Source organism: Nocardioides luteus (assembly GCF_015752315.1).
Classification (GTDB): domain Bacteria; phylum Actinomycetota; class Actinomycetes; order Propionibacteriales; family Nocardioidaceae; genus Nocardioides.
On the sequence record NZ_JADOVJ010000001.1, the window covers coordinates 1227657 to 1245215 of the forward strand.

A 17559-nucleotide genomic window follows, 5' to 3' on the forward strand; every position below is an offset into this window, starting at 1 on the left:
TTGACAGGTGTCTTCGTCACCAAGCATACTGGTGATCCGGAACTGATATATCAATCGTACTTCAAGAGTTTGGGAGCTCACCGTGGTTGACGTCCTGACTGCCTCGCTCGCGGACCTCGATCCGGAGGTCCGCGAGCAGATCGACGCCGAGCTGAGCCGCCAGCAGAACACGCTGGAGATGATCGCCTCGGAGAACTTCGCCCCCGCCGCCGTGATGGAGGCCCAGGGGTCGGTTCTCACCAACAAGTACGCCGAGGGCTACCCCGGCCGTCGCTACTACGGCGGCTGCGAGCACGTCGACGTCATCGAGCAGCTCGCCATCGACCGCCTCAAGGCGCTCTTCTCCGCGGAGTACGCCAACGTCCAGCCGCACTCGGGCGCCCAGGCCAACGCCGCCGCGATGTTCGCGCTCCTCGAGCCGGGTGACACCATCCTCGGCCTCTCGCTGGCCCACGGCGGCCACCTCACCCACGGCATGAAGATCAACTTCTCCGGCCGCCTCTACCAGGTCGTCCCGTACGAGGTCAGCCGCGAGGACTTCCTGATCGACATGGCCGAGGTCGAGCGCCTCGCCGTCGAGCACCGACCCAAGCTGATCGTCGCGGGCTGGTCCGCCTACCCGCGCCAGCTCGACTTCGCGGAGTTCCGCCGGATCGCCGATCTGGTCGGCGCCCGGCTCATGGTCGACATGGCCCACTTCGCCGGCCTGGTCGCCACCGGCCTGCACCCGAACCCGGTGCCGTTCGCCGACGTCGTCACCTCGACGACCCACAAGACCCTCGGCGGCCCGCGCGGCGGCGTCATCCTCACCAACGACCCCGCCATCGCCAAGAAGATCAACTCCTCGGTCTTCCCGGGCCAGCAGGGCGGGCCGCTCGAGCACGTCATCGCCGGCAAGGCCGTCGCCTTCAAGGTCGCCGCGGAGCCGGAGTTCCGCGAGCGCCAGGAGCGTACGCTGCGGGGCGCCCGCATCATCGCCGAGCGGCTGCTCGCCGACGACGTCGCAGCCGCCGGTGTCTCGGTGGTCAGCGGCGGCACCGACGTCCACCTCGTGCTGGTCGACCTGCGCGACTCCCAGCTCAACGGCCAGGACGGCGAGGACCGGCTCCACCGCATCGGCATCACCGTCAACCGCAACGCCGTCCCGTTCGACCCGCGTCCGCCGATGGTCTCCTCCGGCCTGCGGATCGGCACCCCGGCGCTCGCCACCCGTGGCTTCGGCGACACCGACTTCCATGAGGTGGCCGACATCATCGCGGCCGCGCTGAAGGACGACTTCACCGAGGAGACGGCCGACGCGCTGCGCGCACGGGTCACGAACCTCGCCGAGAAGCACCCGCTCTACCCCCACCTCCTCGAGTCGAACGGAGCCGAGTGATGGCAGACCTGCTGCCCGAGCACCCCGACTTCCTCTGGCGCAACCCGGAGCCCAAGTCCTCCTACGACGTCGTGATCATCGGCGGCGGCGGCCACGGCCTGGCGACGGCGTACTACCTGGCGAAGAACCACGGCATCACGAACGTGGCCGTCCTCGAGCGCGGCTGGCTCGCCGGCGGCAACATGGCGCGGAACACGACGATCATCCGGTCCAACTACCTGTGGGACGAGTCCGCCGCGATCTACGAGCACTCCCTCAAGCAGTGGGAGGTGCTCCCCGACGAGCTCGACTACGACTTCCTCTTCAGCCAGCGCGGCGTGCTCAACCTCGCCCACACGCTCCAGGACGTACGCGACTCGGTGCGGCGCTGCGAGGCCAACCGACTCAACGGGATCGACGCCGAGTGGCTCGACGCGGACCAGGTGAAGGAGGTCTGCCCGATCATCAACACCAGCGACAACATCCGCTACCCGGTCCTCGGTGGGACCTACCAGCCCCGCGCGGGCATCGCCAAGCACGACCACGTCGCCTGGGCGTTCGCCCGCAAGGCCGACGAGCTCGGTGTCGACCTGATCCAGGACTGCGAGGTGACCGGGATCGTCAAGGACGGCAACCGGGTGGTCGGCGTGCAGACCAGCCGCGGCACCATCGCGGCCGGGAAGGTCGCGCTCTGCGCGGCGGGGCACTCCAGCGTCCTCGCCGAGATGGCCGGCTTCGACCTGCCGATCCAGTCGCACCCGCTCCAGGCGCTCGTCTCCGAGCTCCACCAGCCCGTCCACCCGACCGTGGTGATGTCGAACCACGTCCACGTCTACGTCTCCCAGGCCCACAAGGGCGAGCTCGTCATGGGCGCGGGTGTCGATGCGTACAACGGCTACGGGCAGCGCGGCGGGTTCCACGTGATCGAGGAGCAGATGGCGGCCGCCGTCGAGCTGTTCCCGATCTTCGCCCGCGCGCACCTGCTACGGACCTGGGGCGGCATCGTCGACGTCACGCCGGACGCCTCCCCGGTGGTGGGCAAGACACCGATCGACCAGCTCTACGTGAACTGCGGCTGGGGGACCGGTGGCTTCAAGGGCACCCCCGGTGCGGGCTGGACGATGGCGCACACGATCGCCCACGACGAGCCCCACGAGTACAACGCCCCGTTCGCACTGGAGCGCTTCAGCACCGGTGCCCTCATCGACGAGCACGGCGCCGCCGCCGTGGCCCACTGAAAGGAGCCGACGATGATCCTCATCAGCTGCCCCAACTGCGGGTCCCGCGACGAGACCGAGTTCCACTACGGCGGTCAGGCGCACGTCCCGTACCCGGAGGACCCGAACGCCCTCAGCGACGAGGAGTGGGGTCGCTACCTCTTCTACCGCGAGAACACCAAGGGCATCTTCGCCGAGCGCTGGGTCCACAGCGCCGGGTGCCGCAAGTGGTTCAACGTCCTCCGCGACACCGTCACCTACCGCATCGCCGCCGTCTACCGCACCGGCGAACCACGCCCCACCCTGGATGGAGGACAGCAGTGAGCACGACGTCGCACCGCCTCGCAGACGGCGGCCGCATCGACCGGTCGACCCGTCTCACCTTCAGCGTCGACGGCCAGGAGTACGCCGGCCACGCCGGTGACACCCTCGCCTCGGCACTGATCGCCAACGGAGTGCTCGAGTGCGGGCCCTCGCTCTACCGGCAGCGCCCCCGCGGCGTCCTCGCCGCCGGGGTCGAGGAGGCCAACGCCCTGGTCAGGCTGCGTCGCCCGGGTGACGCGGTCGCCGAGTCGATGCTGCCGGCCACGGCCGTCGAGCTCGTCAACGGGCTCCAGGCCGACTACCTCAGCGGTCTCGGCGAGCTCGACCCCGCCGACGACACCGCGATCTACGACAAGAAGTACGTCCACACCGACGTGCTCGTCATCGGCGCCGGCCCGACCGGGCTGGCCGCGGCGCGCACCGCGGCGGCCTCCGGCGCTCGCGTGATCCTCGTCGACGACCAGCCCGAGCTCGGCGGCTCTCTCCTCTCGGCCCGCGACCTCGAGATCGACGACGTCGACAGCGACACCTGGCTGCGCGACGTCGCCGAGGAGCTCGCCGCCGCCCCCGAGGTTACCGTCCTCACCCGGACCAACGCCTTCGGCAGCTACGACGCCAACTACGTGATCGCCCTCGAGAGCCGGCTGGACCACCTCGACGGCCCGGCCAAGGAGGCGCTCGCCGGACTGTCGCGGCAGCGCCTGTGGCACATCCGCGCCCACCAGGTCATCATCGCGACCGGCGCTCACGAGCGCCCGCTCGTGTTCGGCAACAACGACCGTCCCGGCGTCATGCTCGCCTCTGCGGTCCGCACCTACCTGAACCGCTACGGCGTCGCGGCCGGCTCCAACGTCCTGCTCGCGACGACCAACGACAGCGCCTACGAGGTCGCTGCCGACCTGGCTGGTGCCGGAGTCGCCGTGGCGGCCGTCGTCGACGCCCGCGCCGAGCGGTCCGAGGCCGCGCGCCGGGTCGAGGAGGCCGGCATCGAGGTCGTCCTCGGCTCCGCCGTCCTCGACACCACCGGCGACCCGCGGGTCACCGCCGCGACGGTCTCGGCCATCGACGCCGACGGCATCGCGGTCGGCGAGCAGCGGGAGATCGCCTGCGACACCGTCGCCGTCGCCGGCGGCTGGAGCCCCGTCGTCCACCTGCACAGCCAGCGGCAGGGCAAGGTCCGCTGGGACGAGGACCTGGCCGGGTTCGTTCCCGACGGCGAGGTCGCCGACCAGCAGATCGTGGGATCGGCCCGGGGCAGCTACACGCTCGACGCCTGTCTCGCCGAGGGCCGCCACGCGGCAGCCACCGCGCTGCTCGCCACGGGCTTCATCGGCGCGGCCGAGGCCCCGGCGGCCGCGCTTCCCACGGCGGCCGGCAGTGGCACCACCCGAGCCCTGTGGCTCGTCGCCGAGGACGGCGTCGCGCTCGACGACCTGGTCGACCACTTCGTCGACCTCCAGCGCGACCAGACGGTGCACGACGTACTGCGTGCGACCGGCGCCGGCATGCGCAGCGTCGAGCACGTCAAGCGCTACACCTCGATCAGCACCGCCAACGACCAGGGCAAGACCTCCGGCGTCAACGCCATCGGGGTCATCGCGGCCGCGCTCAACGACGGTCGCAGCCCCGGCGAGATCGGCACGACGACGTACCGCGCGCCGTACGCTCCGGTCCCGTTCGTCGCGCTCGCCGGCCGTGAGCGGGGCGACCTGTTCGACCCCGCCCGGCTGACCTCGATCCACCCGTGGCACGTCGCGCACGGCGCCGAGATGGAGATCGTGGGGCAGTGGCTGCGGCCGTGGTACTACCCGCAGGACGGCGAGTCGCTGGACGAGGCCGTGCTCCGTGAGTGTGCCGCGGTCCGCGAGTCCGTGGGCATGATGGACGCGACCACGCTGGGCAAGATCGAGGTGTGGGGGAGCGACGCCGGTGAGTTCCTCAACCGGATCTACACCAACGCCTTCAAGAAGCTCGCCCCCGGCTCCGCCCGCTACGGCGTCATGTGCACGCCCGACGGGATGATGTTCGACGACGGCGTCACGCTCCGTATCGACGAGGGCCGCTACTTCATGACGACCACCACCGGCGGCGCCGCCAAGGTCCTCGACTGGCTCGAGGAGTGGCACCAGACCGAGTGGCCGACCCTGGACGTCAGCTTCACCTCGGTCACCGAGCAGTGGGCCACCGTCGCCGTGGTCGGCCCGAGGTCGCGCGAGGTGATCGCCAAGATCGCGCCGGACCTGGATGTCAGCAACGAGGCGTTCCCGTTCATGACGTTCCGCGAGACCACGCTCGCCTCGGGCATCCCGGCGCGGGTGTGCCGGATCTCCTTCTCCGGCGAGCTCGCCTTCGAGGTCAACGTCGAGACCTGGTTCGGTCCGCAGGTGTGGAAGGAGATCCACGCCGCCGGTCAGGAATGGGCGATCACCCCGTACGGCACCGAGACCATGCACGTGCTCCGGGCCGAGAAGGGCTACCCGATCGTCGGCCAGGACACCGACGGCACGGTCACGCCGCAGGACGCCGGCATGGAGTGGATCGTCTCCAAGGCGAAGGACTTCGTCGGGAAGCGGTCCTACAGCCGGGCCGACACCTCCCGTACCGACCGCAAGCACCTCGTCTCGGTGCTGCCCGTCGACACGTCCTTCCGACTGCCCGAGGGCACCCAGCTCGTCGAGGCCGGTACGCCGATCACCCCTGCCGACGGACCGGTGCCGATGCTCGGCCACGTGACGTCGAGCTACCACAGTGCCGCGCTCGGACGCTCGTTCGCGCTGGCACTCATCAAGGATGGCCGCAACCGCATCGGCCAGACCCTCGTCGCGCCGGTCGGGGGCCGACTGGTCGACGTCGTCGTCGCTGAAACCGTCCTCTACGACCCGGAAGGAAGCCGCCGCGATGGTTGAGACCACGATCGAGCCGCTCGACAAGACGATCTCCGGTCTGCGCGTCAGCCCGGCCCACCACCTCCACGGCGCCTTCGTCGACGCCGGCGTCACCGGAGCCTTCGGGGTGCGGGTGCGCGAGGAGCAGTTCCTCACCATGGTCGGCCTCCGGGTGCCGGTCGGCTCGCCCGACCGGGCGCGCCTGGCCAAGATCCTCGGTGCCGAGCTCCCCGGCGGATGCGGCGAGGTGGCCACCGGCCACGACGTGGTCGTCCTGTGGCTCTCGCCCGACGAGTTCCTGGTCATCTCGCAGAGCGTGGCCGGCTCCACCCTGGTGTCCTACCTGCGCGCGGGCGTCTCCGAAGGTGGTGCCGCGGTCGTCGACCTGTCGGCCAACCGCACCACCCTCCGGCTCGAGGGCCCGTCCGCGCGGGCCGTCCTGGAGAAGGGCTGCCCGCTCGACCTCCACCCGCGGTCCTTCGCGGAGGGCACCGCGGTCGTCACCAACATCGGCCGGGTCCCGGTGATCCTCTGGAAGGTCGAGGCCGACTCGTACCGGATCCTGCCGCGGGCCTCGTACGCCGACTTCCTGGGCCGCTGGCTGATCGACGCCATGGCCGAGTTCAAGGTGTTGGGATCCGGCTGATGGCACTCAGCGTCTTCGACATGTTCTCGGTCGGCATCGGGCCGTCGTCGTCCCACACGGTCGGCCCGATGCGCGCGGCGGTGCAGTTCACCGACGCCCTGAAGGCGGGGTCGCTGCTCGACGCCGTCACCCGGGTGCAGGTGGAGCTGTTCGGCTCCCTCGGCGCCACCGGCCACGGGCACGGCTCCGACAAGGCGGTCGTCCTCGGTCTGGAGGGCAACCGTCCCGAGACCGTCGACACCGACAACGCCGACGCCCGGGTCGCCGAGGTCCGCGCCACCCGGCGGCTGAGGCTCGCCGGTGCCCGGGACATCGAGTTCGACGCCGACGACGTCGTGATGCACCGCACCCGCACCTTGCCCGCACACCCCAACGGGATGACCTTCCGAGGGTTCGGTGACGCCGGGGAGGTGCTCCAGGAGAGCACCTACTACTCGGTCGGCGGCGGGTTCGTCGTGGACGAGGACGCGGCCGGCGCCGACCGGATCGTCGAGGACGCGACCCCGATCCCGTACCCGTTCACCACCGGGGCGGAGCTGCTCGCGGTCTGCGCCGAGTCGGGCAAGCGGATCAGCGACGTCATGCTGGCCAACGAGCTGGCGTGGCGTACGGAGGAGGAGGTGCGCGGCGAGCTGCTGCACATCTGGTCGGTCATGCAGGAGTGCGTGCACAACGGCTGCACCCGGGTCGAGCCCACCCTGCCCGGTGGGCTGAAGGTCCCGCGGCGCGCCCCCGGCCTGTACGCCCACCTGCACGCCTCCACCGACGAGACCGATCCGCTCCGGGCGATGGACTGGGTCAACCTCTTCGCCCTGGCCGTCAACGAGGAGAACGCCTCGGGCGGCCGGATCGTGACCGCCCCGACCAACGGCGCCGCGGGCATCGTCCCGGCGGTTCTGCACTACTACGAGAAGTTCGTGCCCACCGCCGACGAGGACGGGATCGTGAGGTTCCTGCTCGCCGCCGCGGCGATCGGGATCCTGTTCAAGATCAACGCGTCGATCTCCGGCGCCGAGGTCGGCTGCCAGGGCGAGGTCGGCTCCGCCTGCGCGATGGCCGCCGGCGCCCTGTGCGAGGTGCTCGGCGGCACCCCGGAGCAGGTGGAGAACGCCGCCGAGATCGGCATCGAGCACAACCTCGGTCTCACCTGCGACCCGGTCGGCGGGCTCGTACAGATCCCCTGCATCGAGCGCAACGCCATCGCCAGCAACAAGGCCATCAACGCCGCCCGGATCGCCGCGCGGGGCGACGGCAGCCACCGGGTCTCCCTCGACGCCGCGATCAAGACCATGCGCGAGACCGGGGCCGACATGAAGATCAAGTACAAGGAGACCTCCCGCGGAGGCCTCGCCGTCAACGTCATCGAGTGCTGACGGGCCTCGCGAGAAGGAGAAGCGCATGACGACCGCAGCAAAGATCGACGGCAAGCGCGTCGCTGCCGAGCTGAAGGCCGGGCTCGCCGAGCGGGTGAAGGCCCTGCACGAGGCCGGGATCGAGCCGGGTCTCGGCACCATCCTCGTCGGGGACGACCCCGGCTCCCGCTCCTACGTCGCGGGCAAGCATCGCGACTGCGCCGAGGTGGGCATCGCCTCGCTCCGGATCGAGCTGCCCGCCAGCGCGTCGCAGGCCGAGATCGAGGCCGCGGTGCGGCAGCTCAACGACGACCCGAGCTGCACCGGCTTCATCGTCCAGCTGCCGCTGCCTCCGCACGTCGACACCCACCGGGTCCTGGAGCTCATCGACCCGGACAAGGACGCCGACGGGCTCCACCCCACCAACCTCGGCAAGCTGGTGCTCGGCACTCCTGCTCCGCTGCCGTGCACGCCGCGCGGGATCATCGAGCTGCTGCGGCAGCACGACGTGCCGATCACCGGCCAGCGCTTCTGCGTCATCGGCTGCGGTCTGACCGTCGGCAGGCCCCTCGGGCTCATGCTCACCCGCCCCACCGAGCACGCCACCGTCACCCTGTGCAACATCGAGACCCGCGACGTCGCCGCCCATGCTCGCGCCTCGGACGTCATCGTCGCGGCGGCGGGCGTGGCTCACCTGGTCAAGCCCGACTGGGTCAGCCCCGGCGCCACGGTCCTGTCCGTCGGGATCACCCGCACCATCGAGGGCATCCTCGGCGACGTCGACCCGAACGTCGACGTCGTCGCCGGCAAGATGACCGGCGCCACCGGCGGAGTCGGGCCCATGACCCGCGCCATGCTGTTGACCAACATCGTCGAGATCGCCGAGCAGCAGCTGGCTGCCAGGGAGGCGACCGTCGGGGCGCTGACATGATCGCCACCCAGCTGCCCACCGGCGCCGCTCGACGTTGTCAGGTGATGGGCATCATCAATGTCACCCCCGACTCCTTCTCCGACGGCGGCCGGTTCCTCGACGTCGACGCGGCCGTACGCCGGGGCCTCGAGCTCATCCGTGACGGCGCCGACATCCTCGACGTCGGTGGTGAGTCCACCCGGCCGGGCGCCCAGCGGGTCAGCGAGGCCGATGAGCTCGCCCGGGTGATCCCGGTGATCGAGGGCCTGGCCCGGAGCGGGTTCCCGGTCTCGGTCGACACCATGCGCGCCTCGGTCGCCCGGCAGGCGGTCGCGGCCGGGGCGGTCATCGTCAACGACGTCTCCGGCGGGCTCGCCGACCCCGAGATGCTGCCCTTCCTCGCGGAGGCGGACGTCACCTGCGTACTCATGCACTGGCGGGCGCACTCCACCCGGATGGACGACTACTGCTTCTACGACTCGGTCGTCGACGATGTCTGCTCCGAGCTCCGCGGCCGGGTCGAGTCGGCGCTCGCCGCCGGCGTACGCGCCGAGCGGATCGTCCTCGACCCGGGTCTGGGGTTCGCGAAGAACGCCGCCCAGTCCTGGGAGCTGCTCGCGTCCCTCGGGAGACTGCGAGACCTCGGCTTCCCCGTCCTCGTCGGGGCCTCCCGCAAGCGGTTCCTCGCCGAGGTCACGACGTACGGACGTCGCGAGCCGGACGTCCCGGCCGACCGTGACGAGGCGTCGGACGCCGTCGCCACGATCGCGGCCGCCGGAGGGGCCTGGGGCGTACGCGTGCACTCGGTCTCCGGCGCGGCGGCCGCCTCCCGGGTGGCCGCGCGCCTCCGTGGTGCCACGGTCGACGCCGGTCTGGCCGGGGCGTGGGCGGGCCGGCGGTGAGTCGCCGCTCGGCCGCCGCCGTCGTACGTCGCCTCCTGCTCGACGCGCGCTACGAGGTCCTGCCCACCGCCGCGATCGAGGAGGTCGTCACCACCGCTCTCCCCGTCGGCCGGACGGTCACCGTGACCGCCTCCCCGGCCAAGGGTCTGGAGCGGACCGTGGACCTCTCGATCCGCCTCGCCGGACACGGCTACGACGTCGTGCCCCACCTCGCCGCGCGCATGGTCTCGAGCCGGGCCGAGCTCGCCGACATCACCGGTCGCCTGAAGGCGGCCGGCATCGAGAAGGTCTTCGTGCCCGCCGGTGACGCGGAGCAGCCCGGGCCGTTCCCCGGCGCGCTGGAGCTGCTCGAGGCCCTCGTCGATCTGGGCGACCCGTTCCGCCATGTCGGCGTCGCCGGCTACCCCGAGGATCACCCGACGATCATCCACGACCGCCTGGTGCAGGCGATGTGGGACAAGCGCCACCACGCCACCGAGATCGTCAGCAACCTCACCTTCGACCCCGATGCCCTCACCGACTGGGTACGCCGCGTCCGCGCCCGAGGCGTCACGACACCGATCGTCGTGGGGCTGCCCGGCCCGGTCGAGCGTGCCAAGCTCCTCGCGATGGCCACCAAGATCGGGGTGGGGGAGTCGACGAGGTTCCTCGCCAAGAACAAGGGGATGTTCGCGCGCATCGCCGCGCCCGGCGGCTACTCGCCGGAGCGGTTCCTCAGGCGCGCCGCTCCGGGCTTGGACGGCCCTGAGGCCGCGGTCTCGGGCCTGCACCTGTTCACGTTCAACCAGGTCGCCGAGACCGAGGCCTGGCGCCGCGACCTGCTGGCACGCCTGGGTGGTGACCACCGATGACCGACACCGCCCTCGAGCACCTCGCCGAGGTGGAGCGCCGGCTCCTCGCCCGCTGGCCGGAGACCAGGATCGCCCCGTCCCTGGAGCGCATCCGGGCGGTGACCGACCGGCTCGGCCGTCCGCAGCGCGGCTACCGGTCGATCCACATCACCGGCACCAACGGCAAGACGAGCACCGCGCGGATGGTGGAGGCGATCCTGCTCGAGCTGGGCTCGACGGTCGGCAGGTTCACCAGTCCTCATCTCGCCGACATCCGGGAGCGGATCAGCATCGACGGCCGGCCGATCTCCCGCGAGGGCTTCGTCCGGGCCTATCAGGACGTCCTGCCCGCGGCCGACGCCGTGGACCGCGAGAGCCCCACGCCGCTGTCGTTCTTCGAGATGACGGTCGCCATGGCCTACCAGGCGTTCTCGACCGCCGGCATCGACGTCGCCGCGGTCGAGGTCGGCATGGGTGGCATGTGGGATGCCACCAACGTCATCGACGCCGAGGTCGCGGCGATCCTCCCGATCGGCCTCGACCACGTCGACCACCTCGGGCCGACCAGGCTCGACATCGCGGCCGAGAAGGCCGGGATCATCAAACCCGGTGCCCTGGCCGTGACGGCCCGGCAGACGCCCGAGGTCGAGCAGCTCCTGCGCGCTCACGCCGACGCGTATCTCGCGCGGCTCATGGTCGAGGGGCGCGACTTCCGCCTGCGCGGCCGACGAGTGCTCGACGAGGGCCAGATCATCTCGGTCGCCGGCCTCGCGGGTGACTATCCCGAGCTCCCGCTCTCCCTCCACGGGCGCCACCAGGCGCACAACGCCGTGCTCGCGATCGCGAGCGTCGAAGCCCTTCTGGGGGACGCGATCCCGCTGGACCCGCTGCGGCGAGCGCTGGGTTTGACCAGGTCGCCCGGGCGGCTGGAGGTGCTGCCCGGGAACCCGGCCGTGATCCTCGACGCCGCCCACAATCCCGACGGCGCCCGCGCCCTCGCGGCCGGCCTCTCCGACCTGGGTCGGCGCCCGACCGTCGCGGTCGTCGCCGCGATGGGCGACAAGGACCTGGCCGGCATGCTCGCCGAGCTCGAGCCCGTCGTGACCACGATGATCTGCACCCGGAACAGCAGCCCGCGGTCGCTGTCGGCCGGAGACACCGCGGCCGAGGCTCGAGGCGTCCTGGGCCCGGACCGGGTCGTGGAGATCGGGCATCTCGGCCATGCCCTCCTCGAGGCGGTCCGGACAGCCTCGGCGCTGTCCGGGGAGGGTGGGGCTCAGGTGCTGGTCACCGGCTCCGTCGTCACCGTCGGGGAAGCACGCCGCTTGCTGGGACTGTGACCCTGGCGGACATGTGAAACGGTCCTGCCCCCGGCCGATCTGGCCGGGGGCAGGACCGTCGTGCAGTCCGGTCGGGGTCAGCTCACCATGCCGTGCGGGTCGATGACGTACTTGGTCGCGGCGCCCTGGTCGAACGCGGCGTAGCCCGCCGGGGCCTCGTCGAGGCTGATCGTCTTCGCGTTGACGGCGTCGGCGATGTGGGCCTTGTCCGCGAGGATCAGGTTCATCAGCTGGCGGTTGTACTGCTTCACCGGGCACTGGCCGGTCACGAACGTGTGCGACTTCGCCCAGCCGAGACCGAGCCGGACGCCGATCTGGCCCTGCTTGGCCGCGTCGTCGACGGCGCCCGGGTCGCCCGTGACGTACAGGCCGGGGATGCCGAGCGAGGCGCCGGCACGCGCGACGTCCATGATGTCGTTGAGGACGGTGGCCGGCTGCTCGGCGGCATCGCGGCCGTGGCCGCGCGCCTCGAAGCCGACCGCGTCGACGGCGGCGTCCACGACCGGCTCGCCGACGATGTCCGCGATGATGTCGGCCAGGGCGTCACCGGAGGAGAGGTCCGCGGTCTCGCAGCCGAAGCTGGCCGCCTGCTTGAGCCGGTCGGCGTTCATGTCGCCGACGATGACGGTGGCGGCACCGAGCAGCTGCGCCGAGTACGCCGCGGCGAGCCCGACCGGGCCCGCGCCCGCCACATAGACCGTCGACCCGGTCGTGACACCGGCGGTGTAGGCGCCGTGGTAGCCGGTCGGGAAGATGTCGGAGAGCATCGTCAGGTCGAGGATCTTCTCCAGGGCCTGGTCGCGGTCGGGGAACTTGAGCAGGTTGAAGTCGGCGAACGGGACCATCACGTACTCCGCCTGGCCACCGAGCCAGCCGCCCATGTCCACATAGCCGTACGCCGCACCGGCCCGTGCCGGGTTCACGTTGAGGCAGATGCCGGTCTTGCCCTCGTTGCACATGCGACAACGACCGCACGCGATGTTGAACGGGACCGAGCAGATGTCACCCACCTCGTGGAAGAGGACGTCGTCGCCGATCTCGACGATCTCGCCGGTGATCTCGTGGCCGAGGGTCTGACCGACCGGGGCGGTCGTCCGGCCGCGGACCATGTGCTGGTCGCTGCCGCAGATGTTGCTGGTCACGAGCTTGAGGATCACTGCATGCGGTGCCGCACGCTTGATGCCGAGGCCGCTGACGACATCCTGGGGGAGCTCCAGCTTCGGGTAGTCGATGGTCTCGACGGCCACCTCGCCCGGCCCCTTGTAGACGACGACTCTGTTGTCTGCCATGGCGTCTCTTCTTCCTGCCCCCGGATGGGGGCGTCCGGCGTTCTCAGGTTGCAGAAGATGTTTCTTATAGCGAAACAGCAGCGCTATATGAAACAAACTAGACCGTCGAACGCGTCGGCATCAAGACCCTCGTTCGACCGATTTCGCGGCTCGCGCGGCGGCGTCTGATCGCTCGCGCCGCGCCTACCCGGCAGTAGGGGGTGACCAGGGCGATCTGGCAAGGAGGCATACTGTTTCAGCATGAGCAACACGAGCGAAACACGGAGCACGACCGTTCACTCAGTGGACCGAGCCATCTCCATCCTCCAGGTGCTCGCCCGTCGGGGGGCTGTCGGAGTCACGCCGATCTCCGAGGAGCTGGGGGTGCACAAGTCCACCGTCTTCCGGTTGCTGGCCACTCTCGAGGCCCGCGGGCTGGTGGAGCAGAGCGCGAGTCGAGGCGACTATCAGCTCGGCTACGGCGTCATCCAGCTGGCCGCCGGCGCCACCCGCAAGCACGACATCTCGGTCACCAGTCGACCGATCTGCATGGCCCTGGCCGACGCGGTCGGCGAGACCGTCAACATCGTCATCAACGACGGTGAGGAGGCCATCACGATCGACCAGGTGATCGGGAGTGCGGAGATCACCTCGGTCAACTGGGTCGGGCAGCGGAGCCCCCTGCACACGACCGCGTCCGGCAAGGTCTTCCTCGCCGCGATGTCGCCGGAGGACCGCCGGCGGATCATCGAGGGTGGGCTCGAGCGCTACACGGAGCAGACGGTGGTCGACCCGGTGCTCCTGGAGGAGCAGCTCACCGAGTTCAGGAAGCTCGGCTATGCCTACTCGGCCGACGAGCACGAGATCGGTCTCACCGGGGTGGCTGCGCCGATCCGTTCCCTGGGGGGCGGCGTGATCGCCGCCGTGGTGGCCTCGGGTCCGTCGTTCCGGATCACGTCCGAGAAGGTGCCCGAGCTGGCCGAGCACGTGCTCGCCGCGGCGGCCGCGATCTCCGAGCGGAACGGCTTCCCCAAGGCCGAGTGACCTGCCCAGGCCGAGGCGAGGATCGGCCCCCGAAGTGGCCCGCATGCCTGCTGCATGCGGGCCACTTCGCGTCGGCAGTAAAGCCCGTGTAAATCCTGCTGGCGAATCCAGATCGACCCGTTGACAGCGTCTTCTCACGCGCGGCAGAATCGTTTCGCGCTACGCAGTAGTTGTGCAGAGTGAAACACCCGCCGTCTGGCGGACCGCCGTATCTGAACCCGGAAACCTGCCCGGTTTGAGCGTGGGAGACATCAACGTGACGCGAATGAGCATCGAATCGACGCCTGTGGATCTGGCGTCCTTGGCGGACGAGCGTGCAGCCGGTTTCGGGCTGGAGGCGCCTTTCTACACGAGCCCGGAGGTCTACGAGCAGGATCTCGATCTCATCTTCGGTCAGCACTGGATCTTCGCTGTCGCCGAGGCGGAGATCCCGGACCCGGGTGACTACGTGACCGTCGACCTGGGACCCCACTCCGTGATCGTCGTCCGCGACGACGACGAGAACGTCCGCGCCTTCCGCAACGTCTGCCGTCACCGCGGGTCTCGACTGCTCCAGTCGGGCTGCGGCTCGATCGGCAACATCGTGTGCCCCTATCACCAGTGGACCTACCGCGTCGACGGCAGCCTGATCTTCGCCGAGTCGCAGGCCGGCACCTTCGAGTACGACAAGTTCGGGCTCAAGCCGGTGAACGTGCGTGCGGTCGGCGGGCTGGTCTTCCTCTGCCTGGCCGACGAGCCGCCGGCCGACTTCGACGACGTCAGCAAGGTCATCGAGCCCTACCTGAAGCCCTACGACCTGGCCTCGGCGAAGATCGCCCACCAGACCGACATCGTGGAGGAGGGCAACTGGAAGCTGGTGATGGAGAACAACCGCGAGTGCCACCACTGCGACGCCTCCCACCCCGAGCTGCTCACGGCGTACTTTCCGATCAGCCGCTACGAGGCCGAGGACGTGCCGCCGCGTCTGCAGCAGGTCTTCGAGCGCTACCAGGAGGCGCAGGCCGAGCTGGAGAAGGCCCGCGAGGTAATCGGCTTCCCGAACGGGGATCTGTGCCAGCTGGAAGGCAAACCGACGGGGTTCCAGATCTCCCACCTTCCGCTGGACGGCGCCGGTGCCTCCTTCGGCCCCGACGGTCAGCAGCTCTGCGCGAAGCTGATGGGGTCCATCGAGGACCCGAGGTTCGGCGACCTGTCGCTGCACATGCAGCCCAACTCGTGGTTCCACTTCCTCGCCGACCACGCCGTCGTCTTCTCGGTGATCCCGCTCGCGGTCGACCGGACGCTGGTCCGCACGACCTGGCTGGTCAACCCGGAGGCCGTCGAGGGCGTCGACTACTCGGTCGAGTCGCTCACCTCCGTCTGGCGTGCCACCAACGACCAGGACCGGGTCCTGGTCGAGGGCACCCAGCGAGGCGTGACGGACCCGGGCTACGTACCTGGTCCGTACTCAGAGGTCGAGGGTGAGGTCGATGCATTCGTCACCTGGTACGTCCAGCGCATCCAAGCCAACGCCTAGCCGGAGACCGGGAGGAGACATGACCATCATGGAGACCGACATCCCCGAGGTGTCGGAGCCCAACTCGTTCGGTCTGCAGAACGGCCGCCCGGCGGCCGTCCGCAGCCGGCGGAACCTGGAGCCCTGCTGGGCCGAGAGCGACGTGATGGACCTGGTGTGCAGCCAGGTGCTCGCGGTCACCCATGATGTGAAGACCTTCGTCTTCACGACCCCCGACCGGCGTCCCTTCGACTTCGAGGCGGGCCAGTTCATCACCATCCGCGTCGAGATCGACGGCGAGCTGATGACCCGCTGCTACACGATCGCCTCGCCGCCGACCCGGCCCGACCGGTTGGCCATCACGGTCAAGCGGGTCCCCGACGGTGTGGTGTCGAACTGGCTCCACGACAACCTCGAGCCCGGCAACTGGATCTCGATGCACGCTCCGGCGGGTGCGTTCGTCCTGCCGGAGGAGGACGCCCCGAAGTACCTCTTCCTCTCGGCCGGCAGCGGCATCACCCCGGTGCTGTCGATGACGAGGACGCTCTACGACCTCGGCTCCGAGGCGGACATCCTCTTCGTCCACAGCGCGCGTACGCCGGCGGACATCATCTACCGCGGTGAGCTCGAGGCGATGGCTCGTCTGATGCCCAACCTGCGAGTGGCCGAGATCTGTGAGGGCGACGCCCCCACGGAGCGGTGGATGGGGCTGCAGGGACGCATCTCCAAGCCGGTGCTCGAGATCCTGGCACCCGACCTCGAGGAGCGCGAGACCTACATCTGCGGTCCCGCGGGCTACATGGCTGCCGCGAAGTCGCTGCTCGAAGAGCTCGGCTACGACATGGACAAGTACCACGAGGAGAGCTTCGACTTCGGCGCTCCCGAGGTGCCTGCCCCGACGGCCGCGCCGCCGATGGAGCAGGACGCCGAGGAGGAGGCCGCTGCCGGCTTCTCGATCGAGTTCGCGCGCAGCGGGAAGATGATCACCTGTGGTCCGGACGAGACCATCCTGGAGGCTGCGATCGCCGCCGGTATGCGTCCGATGTCCGCCTGCGGCCAGGGCATGTGTGGCACCTGCAAGGTGTCGATGCTCTCCGGCGAGGTCGACATGAAGCACAACGGCGGCATCCGGCCGAAGGAGGTCGCCAACCAGAAGGTGCTGATCTGCTGCTCCAAGCCGCTGGGCGACATCCAGCTGGACTGCTGAGACCGGCCTGCTGCGGCAGACGTACGCAGCGACGGTGGCTGTCGGGTCGGTGACCCGGCCTGGCAGCCACCGCGTGGTCAGAGGACCTGGCGGATCTCGCGCTCGAAGTCACCGATGTGCTCGAGGGTGAGCTTCTCGGCCCGGTCGGCGTCGCCGTCGGCCACGACGTTGAGGAGCTGAGCCTGCTCGATGACGTGGTGGGCCAGATCGGGGAGTCGGTCGATTACCATCCACCAGATCCTGATGGCGAGGTTGTCGTACCTGATCAGGATGTCCTCGAGGTGGGGGTTGCCGCTGGACCGGTAGATCAGGCTGTGGGCCGCCTTGTCGACCTGCATCAGCGCGGTGCGGTCGCCGTCGCCCAGCTTGCCCTTGCCGATCTGGGCCGCGAGGTCGCGCATCTGCTCCCGCTGCTGCGGCGTGGCGCGCTCTGCGGCGGCACGGGACGCGTAGGGCGCGAGCTGACGCCGGATCTCGGCGATGGCGGTGAGCTCGGTCGCGTCGATGGTCGTCGCGAAGGTGCCGCGGCGGGGGAAGGAGTGGACCAGGTGGTCGGCCTCGAGGCGCTTGATCGCCTCGCGGACAGGCGTGCGGCCCATGCCGATGGCCGCCGCGATCTGGCCGTCGTTGATCGGCGCCCCCGGACGGATGTCGAGCATCACCAGGCGATCACGGATGTAGAGATAGGCCTGCTCGGCGAGTGAGGTGGCGGGCGGGTTCGCCGTCGTTGCCAGGATCTCGTCAACCGTCATTGAGTCGTGCCCCACTTGTCCGTTCCGGCC

15 protein-coding genes are annotated in these 17559 nt (G+C 70.0%); 13 read left to right on the top strand and 2 right to left on the bottom strand.

Annotation, left to right across the window (positions count from 1 at the left end; translation table 11 throughout):
- The first annotated feature begins 82 nt into the window (after positions 1 to 82).
- The 10 genes from glyA to HD557_RS05955 are packed head-to-tail and all read left to right on the top strand — an operon-like array spanning position 83 to position 11763.
- Positions 83 to 1378, top strand: a complete 1296-nt coding sequence (gene glyA / locus HD557_RS05905; protein ID WP_307785541.1) for a serine hydroxymethyltransferase — start codon at positions 83 to 85, stop codon at positions 1376 to 1378.
- Complete coding sequence (locus HD557_RS05910) at positions 1378 to 2595, top strand: sarcosine oxidase subunit beta family protein (RefSeq protein ID WP_196873217.1); 1218 nt, start codon at positions 1378 to 1380, stop codon at positions 2593 to 2595. Before glyA ends, HD557_RS05910 begins: the two co-directional genes overlap by 1 nt.
- A 12-nt stretch (positions 2596 to 2607) precedes the next feature.
- On the top strand, positions 2608 to 2898 hold the full coding sequence (locus tag HD557_RS05915) for a sarcosine oxidase subunit delta (protein ID WP_008362241.1): 291 nt from the start codon (positions 2608 to 2610) through the stop codon (positions 2896 to 2898).
- A complete protein-coding gene (locus HD557_RS28075) occupies positions 2895 to 5804 on the top strand; it encodes a sarcosine oxidase subunit alpha family protein (protein WP_307785542.1) in 2910 nt (969 codons plus the stop codon). The genes HD557_RS05915 and HD557_RS28075 overlap by 4 nt, the downstream gene beginning before the upstream one ends.
- Positions 5797 to 6429, top strand: coding sequence for a sarcosine oxidase subunit gamma (locus HD557_RS05930; protein ID WP_196873218.1), 633 nt, complete (start codon positions 5797 to 5799; stop codon positions 6427 to 6429). The genes HD557_RS28075 and HD557_RS05930 overlap by 8 nt, the downstream gene beginning before the upstream one ends.
- Positions 6429 to 7802, top strand: a complete 1374-nt coding sequence (locus HD557_RS05935) for an L-serine ammonia-lyase (protein WP_008362245.1) — start codon at positions 6429 to 6431, stop codon at positions 7800 to 7802. The genes HD557_RS05930 and HD557_RS05935 overlap by 1 nt, the downstream gene beginning before the upstream one ends.
- 25 nt (positions 7803 to 7827) lie before the next feature.
- Entirely contained in the window at positions 7828 to 8712 is an 885-nt protein-coding gene (locus tag HD557_RS05940) for a bifunctional methylenetetrahydrofolate dehydrogenase/methenyltetrahydrofolate cyclohydrolase (RefSeq protein WP_196873219.1), read from the top strand.
- Positions 8709 to 9593, top strand: a complete 885-nt coding sequence (gene folP / locus HD557_RS05945; RefSeq protein ID WP_196873220.1) for a dihydropteroate synthase — start codon at positions 8709 to 8711, stop codon at positions 9591 to 9593. Before HD557_RS05940 ends, folP begins: the two co-directional genes overlap by 4 nt.
- Complete coding sequence (locus tag HD557_RS05950) at positions 9590 to 10444, top strand: methylenetetrahydrofolate reductase (protein ID WP_196873221.1); 855 nt, start codon at positions 9590 to 9592, stop codon at positions 10442 to 10444. Before folP ends, HD557_RS05950 begins: the two co-directional genes overlap by 4 nt.
- On the top strand, positions 10441 to 11763 hold the full coding sequence (locus tag HD557_RS05955) for a bifunctional folylpolyglutamate synthase/dihydrofolate synthase (protein ID WP_196873222.1): 1323 nt from the start codon (positions 10441 to 10443) through the stop codon (positions 11761 to 11763). The genes HD557_RS05950 and HD557_RS05955 overlap by 4 nt, the downstream gene beginning before the upstream one ends.
- A gap of 77 nt (positions 11764 to 11840) precedes the next feature.
- Here HD557_RS05955 and fdhA read toward each other — a convergent pair whose 3' ends face one another.
- Positions 11841 to 13052, bottom strand: coding sequence for a formaldehyde dehydrogenase, glutathione-independent (gene fdhA / locus HD557_RS05960; RefSeq protein ID WP_008362252.1), 1212 nt, complete (start codon positions 13050 to 13052; stop codon positions 11841 to 11843).
- A 282-nt stretch (positions 13053 to 13334) separates the two neighbouring features.
- Between fdhA and HD557_RS05965 the strand changes: the two genes are divergently transcribed.
- The 3 genes from HD557_RS05965 to HD557_RS05975 all read left to right on the top strand — a co-directional run bounded on the left by HD557_RS05965 (position 13335) and on the right by HD557_RS05975 (position 16777).
- Positions 13335 to 14075 (top strand): IclR family transcriptional regulator, encoded by a 741-nt coding sequence (locus HD557_RS05965; protein WP_008362253.1) that lies wholly within the window; start codon positions 13335 to 13337, stop codon positions 14073 to 14075.
- 265 nt (positions 14076 to 14340) lie between these two features.
- Positions 14341 to 15591, top strand: coding sequence for an aromatic ring-hydroxylating oxygenase subunit alpha (locus tag HD557_RS05970; RefSeq protein WP_196873223.1), 1251 nt, complete (start codon positions 14341 to 14343; stop codon positions 15589 to 15591).
- A gap of 19 nt (positions 15592 to 15610) precedes the next feature.
- Complete coding sequence (locus tag HD557_RS05975; protein WP_196873224.1) at positions 15611 to 16777, top strand: hybrid-cluster NAD(P)-dependent oxidoreductase; 1167 nt, start codon at positions 15611 to 15613, stop codon at positions 16775 to 16777.
- A gap of 77 nt (positions 16778 to 16854) precedes the next feature.
- On the opposite strand, the gene HD557_RS05980 is transcribed toward HD557_RS05975, so the two are convergent.
- The gene (locus tag HD557_RS05980; RefSeq protein WP_008362256.1) at positions 16855 to 17529 is read right to left on the bottom strand and encodes a GntR family transcriptional regulator; all 675 of its coding nucleotides are present in this window, start codon (positions 17527 to 17529) and stop codon (positions 16855 to 16857) included.
- Between the last annotated feature and the right edge of the window lie 30 nt (positions 17530 to 17559).

What these genes read in the sequence shown, in the direction of transcription:
- HD557_RS05910 (WP_196873217.1), top strand. Translation starts at nt 1,378, where the DNA reads ATGGCAGACCTGCTGCCCGAGCACCCCGACTTCCTCTGGCGCAACCCG.
- HD557_RS05915 (WP_008362241.1), top strand. Translation starts at nt 2,608, where the DNA reads ATGATCCTCATCAGCTGCCCCAACTGCGGGTCCCGCGACGAGACCGAG.
- HD557_RS05930 (WP_196873218.1), top strand. Translation starts at nt 5,797, where the DNA reads ATGGTTGAGACCACGATCGAGCCGCTCGACAAGACGATCTCCGGTCTG.
- HD557_RS05935 (WP_008362245.1), top strand. Translation starts at nt 6,429, where the DNA reads ATGGCACTCAGCGTCTTCGACATGTTCTCGGTCGGCATCGGGCCGTCG.
- HD557_RS05940 (WP_196873219.1), top strand. Translation starts at nt 7,828, where the DNA reads ATGACGACCGCAGCAAAGATCGACGGCAAGCGCGTCGCTGCCGAGCTG.
- folP (WP_196873220.1), top strand. Translation starts at nt 8,709, where the DNA reads ATGATCGCCACCCAGCTGCCCACCGGCGCCGCTCGACGTTGTCAGGTG.
- HD557_RS05955 (WP_196873222.1), top strand. Translation starts at nt 10,441, where the DNA reads ATGACCGACACCGCCCTCGAGCACCTCGCCGAGGTGGAGCGCCGGCTC.
- fdhA (WP_008362252.1), bottom strand. Translation starts at nt 13,052, where the DNA reads ATGGCAGACAACAGAGTCGTCGTCTACAAGGGGCCGGGCGAGGTGGCC.
- HD557_RS05970 (WP_196873223.1), top strand. Translation starts at nt 14,341, where the DNA reads ATGAGCATCGAATCGACGCCTGTGGATCTGGCGTCCTTGGCGGACGAG.
- HD557_RS05975 (WP_196873224.1), top strand. Translation starts at nt 15,611, where the DNA reads ATGACCATCATGGAGACCGACATCCCCGAGGTGTCGGAGCCCAACTCG.
- HD557_RS05980 (WP_008362256.1), bottom strand. Translation starts at nt 17,529, where the DNA reads ATGACGGTTGACGAGATCCTGGCAACGACGGCGAACCCGCCCGCCACC.